This is a genomic window from Campylobacter sp. CFSAN093259, assembly GCF_012889985.1.
Classification (GTDB): Bacteria; Campylobacterota; Campylobacteria; order Campylobacterales; family Campylobacteraceae; genus Campylobacter_D; species Campylobacter_D jejuni.
Genome location: NZ_CP040617.1, coordinates 176,769 through 190,290, shown reverse-complemented (window position 1 = coordinate 190,290; position 13,522 = coordinate 176,769). Strand labels below are relative to the sequence as shown.

At 29.6% G+C, this 13,522-nt stretch carries 15 protein-coding genes; 10 read left to right on the top strand and 5 right to left on the bottom strand.

The genetic code is table 11. The features are described from left to right. Positions 1-106: 106 nt before the first annotated feature. The 10 genes from tig (at position 107) to FBF20_RS00910 (ending at position 8,888) form a co-directional block, all read left to right on the top strand. On the top strand, positions 107-1,441 hold the full coding sequence (gene tig / locus FBF20_RS00955) for a trigger factor (RefSeq protein WP_002851938.1): 1,335 nt from the start codon (positions 107-109) through the stop codon (positions 1,439-1,441). After that, positions 1,441-2,025, top strand: a complete 585-nt coding sequence (gene clpP, locus FBF20_RS00950; protein WP_002806309.1) for an ATP-dependent Clp endopeptidase proteolytic subunit ClpP — start codon at positions 1,441-1,443, stop codon at positions 2,023-2,025. The genes tig and clpP overlap by 1 nt, the downstream gene beginning before the upstream one ends. Positions 2,026-2,060: 35 nt before the next feature. Next, positions 2,061-2,588, top strand: coding sequence for a peptide deformylase (gene def / locus FBF20_RS00945; protein WP_002851936.1), 528 nt, complete (start codon positions 2,061-2,063; stop codon positions 2,586-2,588). Beyond that, complete coding sequence (locus tag FBF20_RS00940) at positions 2,585-4,090, top strand: YifB family Mg chelatase-like AAA ATPase (RefSeq protein ID WP_002890640.1); 1,506 nt, start codon at positions 2,585-2,587, stop codon at positions 4,088-4,090. The genes def and FBF20_RS00940 overlap by 4 nt, the downstream gene beginning before the upstream one ends. A 1-nt stretch (position 4,091) precedes the next feature. After that, positions 4,092-4,790, top strand: coding sequence for an NYN domain-containing protein (locus FBF20_RS00935; protein WP_002826913.1), 699 nt, complete (start codon positions 4,092-4,094; stop codon positions 4,788-4,790). Continuing rightward, positions 4,774-6,144 (top strand): bifunctional ADP-dependent NAD(P)H-hydrate dehydratase/NAD(P)H-hydrate epimerase, encoded by a 1,371-nt coding sequence (locus FBF20_RS00930; RefSeq protein WP_002851837.1) that lies wholly within the window; start codon positions 4,774-4,776, stop codon positions 6,142-6,144. Before FBF20_RS00935 ends, FBF20_RS00930 begins: the two co-directional genes overlap by 17 nt. Beyond that, on the top strand, positions 6,135-6,701 hold the full coding sequence (gene purN / locus FBF20_RS00925; protein ID WP_002851620.1) for a phosphoribosylglycinamide formyltransferase: 567 nt from the start codon (positions 6,135-6,137) through the stop codon (positions 6,699-6,701). Before FBF20_RS00930 ends, purN begins: the two co-directional genes overlap by 10 nt. Before the next feature lie 71 nt (positions 6,702-6,772). Then, positions 6,773-7,492 carry a TerC family protein gene (locus FBF20_RS00920; protein ID WP_002890644.1) on the top strand — a complete coding sequence of 240 codons (720 nt, stop codon included), beginning with the start codon at positions 6,773-6,775 and terminating at the stop codon, positions 7,490-7,492. After that, entirely contained in the window at positions 7,485-7,694 is a 210-nt protein-coding gene (locus FBF20_RS00915; protein WP_002851709.1) for an alkylphosphonate utilization protein, read from the top strand. The genes FBF20_RS00920 and FBF20_RS00915 overlap by 8 nt, the downstream gene beginning before the upstream one ends. Positions 7,695-7,703: 9 nt before the next feature. Then, positions 7,704-8,888 carry a metallophosphoesterase gene (locus FBF20_RS00910; RefSeq protein ID WP_002851935.1) on the top strand — a complete coding sequence of 395 codons (1,185 nt, stop codon included), beginning with the start codon at positions 7,704-7,706 and terminating at the stop codon, positions 8,886-8,888. Between the two features lie 12 nt (positions 8,889-8,900). Here the strand turns inward: FBF20_RS00910 and FBF20_RS00905 are convergent, their stop codons facing one another. From FBF20_RS00905 to FBF20_RS00885, 5 genes are all read right to left on the bottom strand, one after another. Continuing rightward, positions 8,901-10,259 carry a hemolysin family protein gene (locus FBF20_RS00905; RefSeq protein WP_002890646.1) on the bottom strand — a complete coding sequence of 453 codons (1,359 nt, stop codon included), beginning with the start codon at positions 10,257-10,259 and terminating at the stop codon, positions 8,901-8,903. A gap of 98 nt (positions 10,260-10,357) precedes the next feature. After that, the gene (locus FBF20_RS00900; RefSeq protein WP_010891843.1) at positions 10,358-11,563 is read right to left on the bottom strand and encodes a putative transporter; all 1,206 of its coding nucleotides are present in this window, start codon (positions 11,561-11,563) and stop codon (positions 10,358-10,360) included. Between the two features lie 45 nt (positions 11,564-11,608). After that, on the bottom strand, positions 11,609-12,355 hold the full coding sequence (locus tag FBF20_RS00895) for an energy transducer TonB (protein WP_002890647.1): 747 nt from the start codon (positions 12,353-12,355) through the stop codon (positions 11,609-11,611). Between the two features lies 1 nt (position 12,356). Then, on the bottom strand, positions 12,357-12,767 hold the full coding sequence (locus FBF20_RS00890) for a biopolymer transporter ExbD (RefSeq protein WP_002851714.1): 411 nt from the start codon (positions 12,765-12,767) through the stop codon (positions 12,357-12,359). Next, complete coding sequence (locus FBF20_RS00885) at positions 12,754-13,515, bottom strand: MotA/TolQ/ExbB proton channel family protein (RefSeq protein ID WP_002890649.1); 762 nt, start codon at positions 13,513-13,515, stop codon at positions 12,754-12,756. The genes FBF20_RS00890 and FBF20_RS00885 overlap by 14 nt, the downstream gene beginning before the upstream one ends. Between the last annotated feature and the right edge of the window lie 7 nt (positions 13,516-13,522).

The following is a 13,522-nucleotide window of genomic DNA, read 5'->3' as shown; positions in this document are numbered from 1 at the left end:
AATGTAATATTGCAATTTTATCATAAATTACTTTAAAATTTTATGCAAGTAATAAGGAAAAATTTGCTATCATTGAAGGCAAATTTTATTTTATAAGGAAAAAACTATGGAAGTAAAGGCAAAGCAACTAGATTCTGTTAATGCGACTGCTAGTGTAAAAATTCCTTCAGGAATGATCAAAAGTGAAGTAGAAAATTTAGCAAAAAAAGCTTCTAAAAGTGTAAAAATGGATGGGTTTAGACCAGGAAAAGTTCCTGTAAGTGCCGTACTTAAAAGATATGAAAGAGAGCTCACTCAAGATGCAGAACAAAATCTTTTTAAATCCGCTGTAAATAGCGCTTTACAAGAACTTAAAAAAGAAAATAAAGAGCTTGTAGGTGAGCCATATTTTGAAAAATTTGATCGTAAAGATGGAGAAATTATTGCTGAATTAATACTTTCTTTTAAACCTGAAATCAAACTTGAGGGTTATGAAAAACTCATCCCTGAATATCAAACTCCAAAAGTAAGTAAAAAAGAAATTGATGAGAAAAAAGATGAGCTTTTAAAGCGTTTTGCTACTCCTGAAGCTATAAAAACAAAAAGAGCTTTAAAAGAAGGTGATTTTGCAAAATTTGATTTTGAAGGTTTTGTAGATGATAAAGCTTTTGAAGGTGGTAAAGCTGAAAATTATGTTTTAGAAATTGGTTCTAAGCAATTTATTCCAGGTTTTGAAGATGGTATGGTGGGAATGAAAATAGGTGAAGAAAAAGATATCAAAGTAACTTTCCCTAAAGAATACGGCGCAGCGCATTTAGCGGGTAAAGATGCAGTATTTAAAGTAAAACTACATGAAATTCAAGAGCTTAAAATTCCAGAACTTGATGATGAAATGCTTAAAAAACTTTTACCAGGAGAAGAAAAAGCTAGTGTTGAAGTTTTAGATGAAAAATTAAAAGAGCAAATCAAAAATGAAAAACTTTTCAAACTTGTAAATGATGAATTAAAAGGCAAATTTGCAGATGCTTTGATTGAAAAATATAATTTTGATTTACCTAAAGGCATAGTAGAACAAGAAACTGATATGCAGATGCGTGCGGCTTTTAATACTTTTAGCGAAAAAGAAATTGAAGAGCTTAAAGCAAGTAAAGAAAAATATCAAGAAAAACGTGATTCTTTTAAAGAAGAAGCACAAAAAAGTGTAAAACTTACTTTTATCATTGATGAACTTGCAAAATTGCGTAAGATTGAAGTAAATGATCAAGAATTGATTCAAGCGATTTATTTTGAAGCATATCGCTATGGTATGAATCCAAAAGAGCATTTAGAAAACTATAAAAAACAAGGAGCTTTGCCTGCTGTGAAAATGGCTTTAATTGAAGAAAAACTTTTTAATGATATTTTTATACCAAAAACAGAAAAATCAGAAAAAGTGAGCAAAAAAGAGAAAGAAGATAAATAATGTTTATTCCTTATGTTATTGAAAAATCTAGTCGTGGTGAAAGAAGTTATGACATTTATTCACGCCTTTTAAAAGATAGAATTATTATGCTAAGTGGTGAAATTCATGATGAACTTGCCGCTTCTATCGTAGCACAACTTCTTTTTTTAGAAGCTGAAGATCCTACAAAAGATATTTATCTTTATATCAATTCTCCAGGTGGTGTAATTACAAGTGGTTTTAGTATTTATGATACTATGAACTATATCAAACCTGATGTTTGTACGATTTGTATAGGACAAGCTGCTTCTATGGGAGCATTTTTGCTTAGTTGTGGCGCAGAAGGAAAACGTTTTGCTTTGCCTAATTCACGTATTATGATTCATCAACCTTTAGGTGGAGCTAGAGGTCAAGCCACAGATATTGAAATTCAAGCCAAAGAAATTTTAAGACTCAAAACTATACTTAATGATATTTTGGCAAAAAATACTAAGCAAAAAGTTGCAAAAATAGCAAAAGATACAGAAAGAGATTTTTTCATGTCAGCACAAGAAGCTAAAGAATATGGGCTGATTGATAAGGTTTTGGAAAAAAGTTTTAAATGATTTCTTTGGAGATCATTTAAAACAAAGGTTTTTTAATGGTTAGAAAAATTATCACCTATCCCAATCCTAGACTTTTTTTAAACTCTGAAATTGTAAATAAATTTGATACAGAACTTCACACCTTGCTTGATGATATGTATGAAACTATGATAGCAAGTAATGGAGTAGGTTTAGCAGCTATTCAAGTGGATATTCCTTTGCGTGTTTTACTTGTAAATATTTTTGATGAAAACGATGAACAAAAAAAAGAAGATTTGTTAGAGATTATCAATCCTGAAATTATTCCTTTAGATGAAGAAATGATTACTTGCACAGAAGGGTGTTTGAGTGTGCCAGATTTTTTTGAAGAAGTGAAACGCTATAATCATATCTTGCTTAAATATCAAGATCGCTTTGGAGAATTTAAAGAACTTGAAGCAAAAGGTTTTTTAGCTGTGGCTATTCAACACGAAAATGATCATTTAAATGGACATTTATTTATAGAAAAAATTTCCTTTGCTAAGCGTCAAAAATTCGATAAAGAATTTAAGAAAAAGAAGAAAAATCATAAAAAAGAGAAATGAAAAAACTAAAGTGCATAAGCTTTCATGAAGGCTTAGACATTATAGAGGTAGAATCCACTTTTACAAGAGGTTTGCCAAATTTAAGCATAGTAGGGCTTGCAAGTACAGCGATTAAGGAAAGTGTCGAACGCATCAAAGCCACACTTTTAAGTTGTGATTTTGCTTTTCCTGCTAAAAAAATCACTATCAATCTTAGTCCTTCAGGCATCCCAAAAAAGGGATCGCATTTTGATTTGGCTATCGCTTTATTAATCCTTTTGCAAAATGAAGAATTAGATGACTTTTTTGTAGTAGGAGAATTAGGACTTGATGGAAGTATTAAAAGCACAAATGAGCTTTTTTCTTTGCTTTTGTTTCTCTCTACTAAAATTAAAAAAGCTAAGATCGTTGTTCCAAAAAGTATAGCACAAAAAGCTTCCATGATACCAAATTTAGAGGTTTATGGACTTGAAAATTTAAATGAAGCAATAGAGTTTTTTAAAGAAAAAAATTATGAAAATTTTCGCTTTTCTCACAATCATCCTTTATTTGCAAACCCTTTACAAATAGAAAATGAAATTTTTTTACAAAATATGGATTTTAAACTTGATTTTAAAGATATCAAAGGGCAGGAAAAAGCCAAAAGAGCTTGTATGATAGCTGCTTTAGGTATGCATAATATCTTATTTGAAGGAAGTCCAGGAAGTGGTAAAAGCATGTGTGCTAAACGCCTTGTTTATATCATGCCCCCTCAAAGTTTAAGTGAAATTTTAATGCAAAATGCTTATATGTCTTTAGATTCAAAAGATTGTGAATTTACTAAAATTCGTGCTTTTCGTCATCCTCATCATACTTCTACAAGAGCAAGTATTTTTGGCGGAGGAACAAAAAATGCCAGAATTGGAGAAGTAGCACTTGCAAATGGTGGAGTATTGTTTTTTGATGAATTTCCACATTTTAACAAGCAAATCATAGAGAGTTTAAGAGAACCTTTAGAGGATCATAAAATTCATATTTCAAGAGTAAATTCTAAAATCACTTATGAAACAAAATTTAGCTTTATAGCTGCCCAAAATCCTTGTCCTTGTGGAAATTTATTCTCCAAAAATCTTTCTTGTGTTTGTAGTGAAAATGAGATTAAAAAATACAAAAATCACATTTCAGCTCCTATTATGGATAGGATTGATCTTTATGTAGCTATGGATGAGATCAGCAAGGATGATAAAACGAGTATAAGTTCTAAAGAAATGAGTGAAAAAATTTTACAAGCTTTTATTTTTAGTAAAAAACGGGGGCAAAAAGAATTTAATGGGAAATTAAAAGATGAAGATTTAAGTCGTTTTTGTGTATTGGAAAAAGATGCCAAAGATACGCTAGATTTAGCAATTTCACGTTATAATCTTTCTTTGCGATCGCTTAATAAAATTTTAAAAGTTTCAAGAAGTATAGCGGATTTAGAACAAAGTCTTAATATTAGCAAAACCCATATTTTAGAAGCTTTAAGCTTTAGAGCAAGGAATTAAAATGGAAAATAAAAGTATAGCTATCTTTATAGATGCAGAAAATATCCCTGCAAAATACGCTAAAAGTATTTTTGATATCGCTTCAGATTACGGAGAGGTTATCATTAAACGCATTTATGGGGATTGGACTCAAAAAAATATACAAGGTTGGAGAGAGCAAATTGCTGAATATTCTTTAATCGCTATGCAACAATTTAATTTTGCAGCCAACAAAAACTCAAGCGATATGTATTTAATCACTGAAATTATGTCCATATTTTATGAAAAAAATATAGATATTTTTGTTATTGTTTCAAGCGATAGTGATTATACTTCACTCATTCAAAAATTAAGAGAAAATAAAAAACAAGTTATAGGAATGGGGCTTGAAAAGTCTATAAAATCTTATGTAAATGCCTTTAGTGAATTTTTTTATTTAGATAAAGATGAGAGTAAAAAAGAAGATATTTTAAGTAAGGATTATTTAAGAGCTTTAATCAATATCACCGAACAACTTATCGATGAAAAAGGGCGTGCCGAATACGCACAAATCCGTACTAATATGAACCGCAAATACTCGGATTTTCATCCGCAAAATTATGGTTTTAAGAATTTTCGTGCTTTGATCCAGAAATTTTTACCCAAAATGAAAAAATTTGAAGAAGAAAGAGAAAAAAATATATATTTTTTGGTGAAAAAAGATTATGAAAGCTATTATTGATAATATAAAAATTTTAGAACAAAATGCTATAAATAAAGGCTTAGATGAGCTTATTTTAATGGAAAATGCGGGATTAAATTTAGCCAAGCTAATTAAAAAAGAAGCTAAAAAAATTCGCATTCAACGCAAGATTAGAAAAGTAAAAATACTTTTTTTATTAGGCGGGGGTAACAACGCTTCAGATGGCTTGGTGGCTTTAAGAAATTTAAAACACGCTAAAGCTTATAAAATAGGCTTTAAAGAAAATACGCTTTTTAAAAAACAAGAGCAAATTTTACAAAATTATGCTTTTAAATTTTGTAAAAAAGAACCCAATTTTAAAAAATTTCATATTATCATTGATTGTATTTTAGGTACAGGTTCAAATCGTTGTTTAGATGAAAAAACAAGTTTAATTATTCAAAAAGTTAATCAAAGTAAGGCTTTAAAAATAGCTTGTGATATACCTACAAATTTGGGATTTTATCCTTGTTTTAAAGCTGATATTACATTTTGTATGGGAGCTTTAAAGGAAATTTTACTTGAAGATTTTGCTAAGGAATTTGTAGGAAGGATTAAAATAGCCAATTTAGGCATTAGATCTAAGAAATTTTACCCTAATTCTCAAGCTTTTTTGCTTGAAAAAAAAGATTTAAAAACTATAGATAGAAAAATCAACGCCAATAAAGGAAATTTTGGCCATATTTATATAGTTGCCAATGCAAGTGCTGGAACTTTGGCAGGACTTGGAGCCTTAAATTTTGGAGCAGGTCTTGTTTCTTTAGTAGCACAAAAAAGTTTCTCGCCTCTTTTGATGTTAAAAGAAAAAATTGAAAATAATGCAAGTGCTATTGCTTTAGGTATGGGGCTTGAAAATTTGGATTTTCTAAAAGATGAAATTTTGCAAAACACTCCTTTGATCTTGGATGCAAACTGCTTTTTAAGTGAAGCTTTGCTTTGGTATTTAAACAGAAAAGATGTTGTTATAACCCCTCATCCAAAAGAATTTATAAAACTTTATAAAATGTGCTTTGATGAGAATTTAGATATAGAAACATTGCAAAAAAATCGCTTTTTCTATGCTAGAAAATTTTCACAAAATTATGATTGTGTTCTTGTTTTAAAAGGAGCAAATCCTATTATTGTGCAAAAAGAAAAATTATTTGTTGTAAATTTAGGAAATCAAGCCTTAGCTAAAGGTGGGAGTGGAGATGTTTTAAGTGGAATGATTGCTGCACATTTAGGTTTTGGTTTTAGCGCTTTAGAAGCAGCAAAAAATGCTACTTTAGCTCATGGACTTGTTGCAAAAAAATATAAATTTAATAAAAATAGCTTTGACGCTTTAAAACTTATCAAAGGATTAAAATGCTTGTAAAATTAGCTGTACTTTTTAGTGGAAATGGAAGTAATTTAGAAAATATTTTAGAAAAACTTCATAAAAAAACCATAGGGGAAAATACCTATGAAGTAGTACTTTGCATTTGTAATAAAAAAGATGCTTTTGGTGTACAAAGAGCAAAAAAATTTGGTCTTGATACTGTCATTGTTGATCATAAGGCTTATAATACTCGTGAAGAATTTGATACGATTTTGGTACAAAAAATCAAAGAAAGTGGAGCAAATCTTACTGTATTAGCAGGTTTTATGAGAATTTTAAGTCCTGTTTTTACAAAAAATATTAAGGCAATTAACCTTCATCCTTCTTTATTACCCCTTTTTAAAGGAGCACATGCGATTAAAGAAAGTTATGAAAGTGATATGAAAGTAGCTGGTGTGAGTGTGCATTGGGTCAGTGAAGAACTTGATGGTGGAATGATTATAGCTCAAAAAGCTTTTGAAAAAAGAAATTTGAGTTTTGAAGAATTTGAAGAAAAAATTCATAGTCTAGAACATGAAATTTTACCCTTAAGTGTGATTGAAATTTTTTCTTAAAGAATTAAAGGTATTTGCTTTAAAACTATAAAATATCGCTTTAAAAAATTTTAAAATTTTCAAGGAAATTTATGTTTGAATGGATATTTAGTATTGATGCTTGGATTACTTTAGCTACTTTAAGTGCTCTTGAAATTGTACTAGGGATAGATAATATCATTTTTTTAGCTATTTTAGTAAGCAAACTACCCGCTGAACATCGTGATAAAGGACGTATCTTAGGTTTAGCTTTTGCAATGATTACAAGAATTTTACTTCTTTTATCTCTTTTTTGGGTAATGAAACTTGTAACACCTTTGTTTAGTGTATTGGGCAATGAAATTTCAGGAAGAGATCTAGTTCTTTTACTAGGTGGGCTTTTCTTGATTGTAAAGTCTATTAAAGAAATTAAAGAGCAAATTTCTCATCAAGAAGAAAGTCAAAGTCATTTTAAAGCAAGCAATAAACTTTGGATAGTTGTAGCTGAAATTGCTGTGATTGACATAGTGTTTTCGCTTGATAGTGTTATTACCGCAGTAGGAATTGCTCAAGATGTAACCATCATGATTATCGCTGTTATTATCGCAGTAGCTGTGATGCTTTTTGCTTCTAAACCTATAGCAGATTTTGTTGAAAAATATCCAAGCATTAAAATTTTAGCCTTAGCTTTTTTGGTGCTAATAGGCGTAGTTTTAGTTGCTGAAAGTTTTGATATTCATATTGATAAGGCATATATTTATACCGCTATGGCTTTTGCTTTAGTGGTGCAAATTTTAAATATTTTAGATCAAAGAAAGGAAAAAAATGGCTAAAGACGCTAATGGAATAGAACTTAACACAGGTGATAGCGTGAGTGTAATAAAAGATCTTAAGGTTAAAGGTGCAAGTACAACTTTAAAACGTGGAACTACTATAAAAAATATTAAGCTCACTTCTAAAGAAGGTGAAATTGAGGCTAGAGTAGATAAATTTGGCGTTATTGTTTTAAAAACTGAATTTTTAAAGAAAATCTAGGCAAAGAATGTGCGAATCTTACTTGTTTTAAGAGGGAATTATTACGCAGGACAAGAAGAATTTATCAAAAATAATAAACTTCAAAATTATACACTTGATTTAAATGCTTTGCGTCTTTTATCAGGAAGCGTTAAAAATATAGTCAGTGAATATAAAATTTTAAATGTTAAAAATGATGAAGATTTGAGTAAAATTTTACTCAAACTTCTAGAAATGCGTATGCAAAAAGGTGAGTTTAGCATCATAAACGCTTACAACGAAACATTAAAAATTTATAAAGACTTAGCTAAACAATATCGCTATAAAATATATGTTATTGTTTTTGATAGCTCTTTAAAACAATGTCAAGAAAAAAATCTTTTAGAAGCTAAAAAAAATGGATATATCATTCCTTATGCTCTTTTGGAAAAAACTCAAGATTTGCTCAAAAAAAATCCAAAAAAATACCCAATTTTAGACTCAAGAGACTGGAAAAAATGTCTTTACCAAATGCCAAATTTAAGCAAATACAAAAAAATTCATCATATAGGAGATTTACAAGGTTGCTATAGTGTTTTAAAAGAATACATTAAAACAATCAAAGAAGATGAATTTTATATATTTTTGGGAGATTATATCAACAGAGGTATAGAAAATGGCAAAGTAATAAAATTTCTTTTAAAAATTTGCGAAAAAGAAAACGTATGCTTATTAGAAGGAAATCACGAAAGACATCTTATAAAATGGGCTAATGGAGAATTGTCAAATTCCAAAGAATTTAATGAAAATACTTTAAAGGATTTTAGAAAAGAAAAACTTACTCCAAGAGATGCTAGAAAACTCTATCCTCATCTAAAAGAATGTTTATACTACAAATTCCAAAATAAATTCATATTTTGTTCACATGGAGGAGTAAATTTTATACCCTCCAAACCTGAAAAAATAAGTTTTATACCAAGCCATGACTTTATTTATGGTGTAGGTGGATATGAAGACAGTCAAAAAGTAGCAAATCAATTTTGTAATTTCACCTCGGACAATCTTTATCAAATCTTTGGACACAGAAATAAAGAAAAACTTCCTATGAAAATAGCCAAAAGAGTATTTTTATGCGAGGGTAAAATAGATGATGGTGGATATTTACGCGTAGTTACACTAGATGAAAAAGGTTTTGAGTGTATAGAAATTAAAAACCAAATTTACAAAAAGAAATAAGCCTAAAGAGGCTTATTCTTCATCTTTATTTGTTTTTTTAACCACCTTAACACGCTCTATAGAATTCCCATCCATTTTTTTAACTTCATAGTAACAAAGTTCATCTTCAATGCGATCTCCTACCATAGGCAAGCGTCCTAAAAGATTAAATACATAACCACCTATAGTAACTTGTTCTAAATCCTCATCATAGTTTATTACAAGCATTTCTTCAACAGTTTCTATATCGCATCGTCCTTGAAATTCATAGATATTTTCAGCAAGTTTTTTATAGCTGTCTTCTTCATGCTCGCTTTTAATTTCGCCAATAATTTCTTCCATGATATCTTCCATGGTTAAAATTCCAGCAGTTCCACCATACTCATCAACTACTAATGCAGTATGAGAGCGTTCTTTATTCATCATTACAAGTACTTTTGAAATGCTGATATTTTCAGGAACCAAAATCAAAGGTTTAACAAAAGTATCTAAATTTTGACTTTTATGGTTTAATTCATTTTGTATTATATCTCGTATGTGTATCATACCTAAAATAGTATCTTTAGAGCCATCAATATAAGGAAAGCGAGTATGTTTATGCTCACAAATGATTTGCATATTTTCTTCGTAACTTTTTTGTTTATTTAGACAAATCATATCTTTTCTAGGAGTCATAATCTCTTTAGCAACAGTATCTGAAAAATCAACAGCATTGCGTATGATCTCTGTTTCAAATTCATCTAAAACTCCACCTTTTTGACTCTCACTTGCTATGATTTTAATTTCTTCTTCGCTATGAGTTAGCTCGCTTTCTTTAGCAGGTTTTATTCCAAAAAGTTTCAAACTTATAGCTGCTAAAAAATCGAAAATTTTAATACAAGGCAAAAAGAGCATCCAAAACCAATGAAGCGGTCTAGCTATAAATAAAACCGCTTTATCTGCAACTGCAATAGCTATACTTTTTGGCACAAGTTCTCCTAAAACCACATGTAAAAGAGTAATAATGCTAAAAGCAATAATGAAAGCCATAGTATGGATAATAACAGTGCTAAAACCAAGATTAATAAGCGGAATTTCTAGCATTTTTGCAATAGCAGGCTCACCTATCCAACCAAGAGCTAGAGAACTTAAAGTGATTCCTAATTGACAAGCACTAAGATAAGTATCAAGTCTTGAAGTAACCTCCAAAGCTTTCTTGGCACCAGCTTTTTTTTCTTTTATCATCTCTTCAAGCTTGGAACGACGTACTTTAACAATACTAAATTCAGACAAAACAAAAAAACCATTTAAAAACACTAGAGCAAGTGCAACAACAACCATAAGTATAGAATATCCTGCATCAAAAGATGCTGTAGAAGTTTGGTTTAAATCCAAAACCTGACTGGGGTCCAATGAAGCTCCTTAAGAAATAAAATATTATTAAACCTTATTATACACAATTAAAAGTAAATTTAATATTTGAATTTTTTCTTGTATTTTATAAGAAAAAACTAAGACTTATAAGAAATATTTTTCTCAAATTCTTTTAAACGCTTATATATACTTCTAAGTTGAGTGATAGTTGTCCAGTTTGTGATAAAAATACTAAAAGAGCTTCGCACTTGATCAAATGCATTATTAATCTGCATTACAATACCAAGTCCTATAGCTCCAGCAAAAAGCCCTGGTGCCATGATTAAAAATGGCACTATAACTATCATTTGCTCAAATAAAATGAGCCAAATATTAAAATATCCATAATGTAAAAAAAGTCTTTTATAGTTAAATTTAAGCCCTGTAAAAAGCTCTATCATAGTCTCATTTTTAGCGTATTCTTTGCGATTATCCTCAGCATAAACAAGCTCTTTTCTAAAAGCTGCTTCAGCTTTTTGATTGTTATATTCAAGTCCAGGAAGCTTAATACCTACAAACCATGACACAACCAAGCCTCCTAAAGAAATCAAAAGTGCAATATAAACAAGCAAACCATCAATGTTTTTTAAAAAATAAAAAAAAGAATTTTCGCTTAAATTTGCAAATAAAGCTTTACTCACAACATCACTTAAACTCCATAAAATCGGAATAAATGCTACAAGGGTCATCAAAGCTTTTATAAAACTAAGTCCTAAACTCTCTACGATTTTAGAAAAATTATAAGTATCTTCTTGAATTCTTTGCGAACTTCCTTCTATATTATCATCTTTATTTTTCCAAAATTTTAAATAAGAAAAAGTCATAGCCTCACGCCACTTAAAAGCATAGACGCTAGCAAAATAGATATTAATTGTAGCGATTAAAACATAAGGAATAGCAATAGCCAAAAAAACTAAAATCAAAGCATAAAAATCACTTGCTGAATAATTTGGCTTTTCAATCATAGCCCTAGAGTTGAAAAAATATTCTAATAAATTTTGATAATAATACAATGCGCCTTTATTGATAAAATTAGCTTTTTGGAAATTTTGCTCAGCTCTTTGATTAGCCTCTTGGATTAAAGTGGCATTATTTTCAAGATTTTCTTCTATTTTTTGCGTAGAATTAGAATCCAAAAGTTCTATTTTTGGCTTTTGTAAAACATTGTAAAAATCACTATACCATGAATTGATCGCAACATTTAAGCTTGTTTGTATATATAAGAAAAATAACAGTAAAAAAAGTCCCAAATAAGCCCATAAAGCCCATTTTTTACTTTTAAAAAACGAAGAGAACATAATCATCACCTTTAAAATAAAAATTCTAATAAACTTTTTTTAATGAAAAGTTTATTTTTTACCTAAATAGTCTTTAATATTGTAATCAATAGGCATAACAAAACTGATTTTATCACCATTTTTTAACATTTCTTTAGGCGGTTTTGGCAATGGAGAAGCTCTTTTAAATAAACTTAAAGCTTCATCATTGAGCGCTGCATAAGGGCAAGATTTTTTAAGCTCTTTGCTTAAGACATTTCCGCTTTCATCAATGCTTACGCGAATTCTTACAACGCCTTCTTGTTTTTGCATTATCGCTTCTTGAGGATATTTTTTAAATTTAGTCAAATGAGCCATAAGCAAAGCTTGATAGCTTTTAACTTGTTCTTTGGCATTGCCACTTACTATAGTTTGTGTTTTATCTTTATTACTTTGTAGCGGAGCACTGAGCGATTCATTTTTAAATTTTGAATTTTCACTTGCATTAGCTATTTCTTTTTGAGCTTGGTTTTCATCTTGCTTTTCAATCTTTTTTTGAACTTTTAATACAGCATTTTTATCTTGAGAATTAAAACTTATTCTTTCGTCTTGTTTTTTGTTTTTATCTTGAGAATTACTCTTTTTTTGATCAATCGAAACTTCTTTTAATTCCCCGATAGGAAACTCTGATACCATCATAATGGAAGTAAATTCCGCTCCTTGTTTAAAATCAACACCACTTGATTTTTCTTGAGTATAAAAAGAAAAAAGGGAAAACATTAATACTAAAGTATGCAATATCAAACTTAACACAAACCCAAAAATCACACTAGACTTCATACTAATCCATCTTTTTACTTGAAAGAGCTATTTTTCCATAGCCATTCTCTTTTAATTTTTGCATTACTTGCATAATATCTTCATACTTTACACTTTTATCGATATGAAAATAAATAATTTCTTCTTTATTGCCTTTGGTTTTTATATCTAAAGCACTTGAAAGATTTTCTAGGCTTAATTTATCATCATTAATAGCCAAAGTATTATCAGTATTTAAATAAAGTATGATGGGATTTTTAAGCTTATCCTCTGCTTGCTGCGAACTCTTGGGTAATTCTATTTTGATAGAACTTGTGATAAGAGGAGTAACAGCCATAAAAACAATCAATAATACAAGCATAATATCTATAAAAGGAGTTATATTGATCTCACTTAACTCCTCTTCTTTGTGAGCCATTTCAGTTTTTATCATTAAAATAACTCCTATGAAAAAGTATATAGACAAAATTTGCAAGCTCATCTAAATGGTGCATAAGTTTTAAATTTTTTCTTGTAAGATAATTATAAAAAAGCACCGCAGGGATAGCAGCTATCAAGCCAAAAGCTGTAGCAAACAAGGCTTCAGCTATACCAGGCGCAACGACTGCCAAAGAAGCATTGCCAAGATTTGCTATACCTATAAATGCATTCATAATTCCCCAAACTGTTCCAAAAAGCCCTATAAAAGGTGCGCTAGCACCTATGCTCGCAAGCAAACTCAAGCCATTTTTGCTTGCTGTGATTTGCTTTGAGATGGTATTTTGCAAACGCAATTCTATACGCTCTTTTATGTGATCATTTTTATATTCACTTTTTTCAAGCTCATCTTGAATTTCTAAAGATAAAACACCTGCAAAATCTTTTGTCTGATCTAATTCATTGAGATTTTTTAATTCTTTTATCTTTTGTATAGACAAGTCTAGATTTTTTTTCATAAAATAAAATTGCATAAGCTTAGAAATAAAAACTGCCCATGCTAAAATGGAAAATAAAACCAATATATAAATAACACCTTTTACCACCTCATCAGCATTTTGATAAAGACTAGAAAGAGAAAGCTCTATTTTAGGTGCTTCGGTTTCTATCTTAGAAGAATCAAAAGATAAATTTGTATCTGTTGCATTTGCTTCTGCATTTAAATTTAACAATAAAAAAACAAAATAAAAATATTTTTTTAACATTTGTATA

Excerpts from the sequence above, each read along its gene's own strand:
- tig (WP_002851938.1), top strand. The coding sequence starts at position 107 with ATGGAAGTAAAGGCAAAGCAACTAGATTCTGTTAATGCGACTGCTAGT.
- clpP (WP_002806309.1), top strand. The coding sequence starts at position 1,441 with ATGTTTATTCCTTATGTTATTGAAAAATCTAGTCGTGGTGAAAGAAGT.
- def (WP_002851936.1), top strand. The coding sequence starts at position 2,061 with ATGGTTAGAAAAATTATCACCTATCCCAATCCTAGACTTTTTTTAAAC.
- FBF20_RS00940 (WP_002890640.1), top strand. The coding sequence starts at position 2,585 with ATGAAAAAACTAAAGTGCATAAGCTTTCATGAAGGCTTAGACATTATA.
- FBF20_RS00935 (WP_002826913.1), top strand. The coding sequence starts at position 4,092 with ATGGAAAATAAAAGTATAGCTATCTTTATAGATGCAGAAAATATCCCT.
- FBF20_RS00930 (WP_002851837.1), top strand. The coding sequence starts at position 4,774 with ATGAAAGCTATTATTGATAATATAAAAATTTTAGAACAAAATGCTATA.
- purN (WP_002851620.1), top strand. The coding sequence starts at position 6,135 with ATGCTTGTAAAATTAGCTGTACTTTTTAGTGGAAATGGAAGTAATTTA.
- FBF20_RS00920 (WP_002890644.1), top strand. The coding sequence starts at position 6,773 with ATGTTTGAATGGATATTTAGTATTGATGCTTGGATTACTTTAGCTACT.
- FBF20_RS00915 (WP_002851709.1), top strand. The coding sequence starts at position 7,485 with ATGGCTAAAGACGCTAATGGAATAGAACTTAACACAGGTGATAGCGTG.
- FBF20_RS00900 (WP_010891843.1), bottom strand. The coding sequence starts at position 11,563 with ATGATTATGTTCTCTTCGTTTTTTAAAAGTAAAAAATGGGCTTTATGG.
- FBF20_RS00895 (WP_002890647.1), bottom strand. The coding sequence starts at position 12,355 with ATGAAGTCTAGTGTGATTTTTGGGTTTGTGTTAAGTTTGATATTGCAT.
- FBF20_RS00890 (WP_002851714.1), bottom strand. The coding sequence starts at position 12,767 with ATGATAAAAACTGAAATGGCTCACAAAGAAGAGGAGTTAAGTGAGATC.
- FBF20_RS00885 (WP_002890649.1), bottom strand. The coding sequence starts at position 13,515 with ATGTTAAAAAAATATTTTTATTTTGTTTTTTTATTGTTAAATTTAAAT.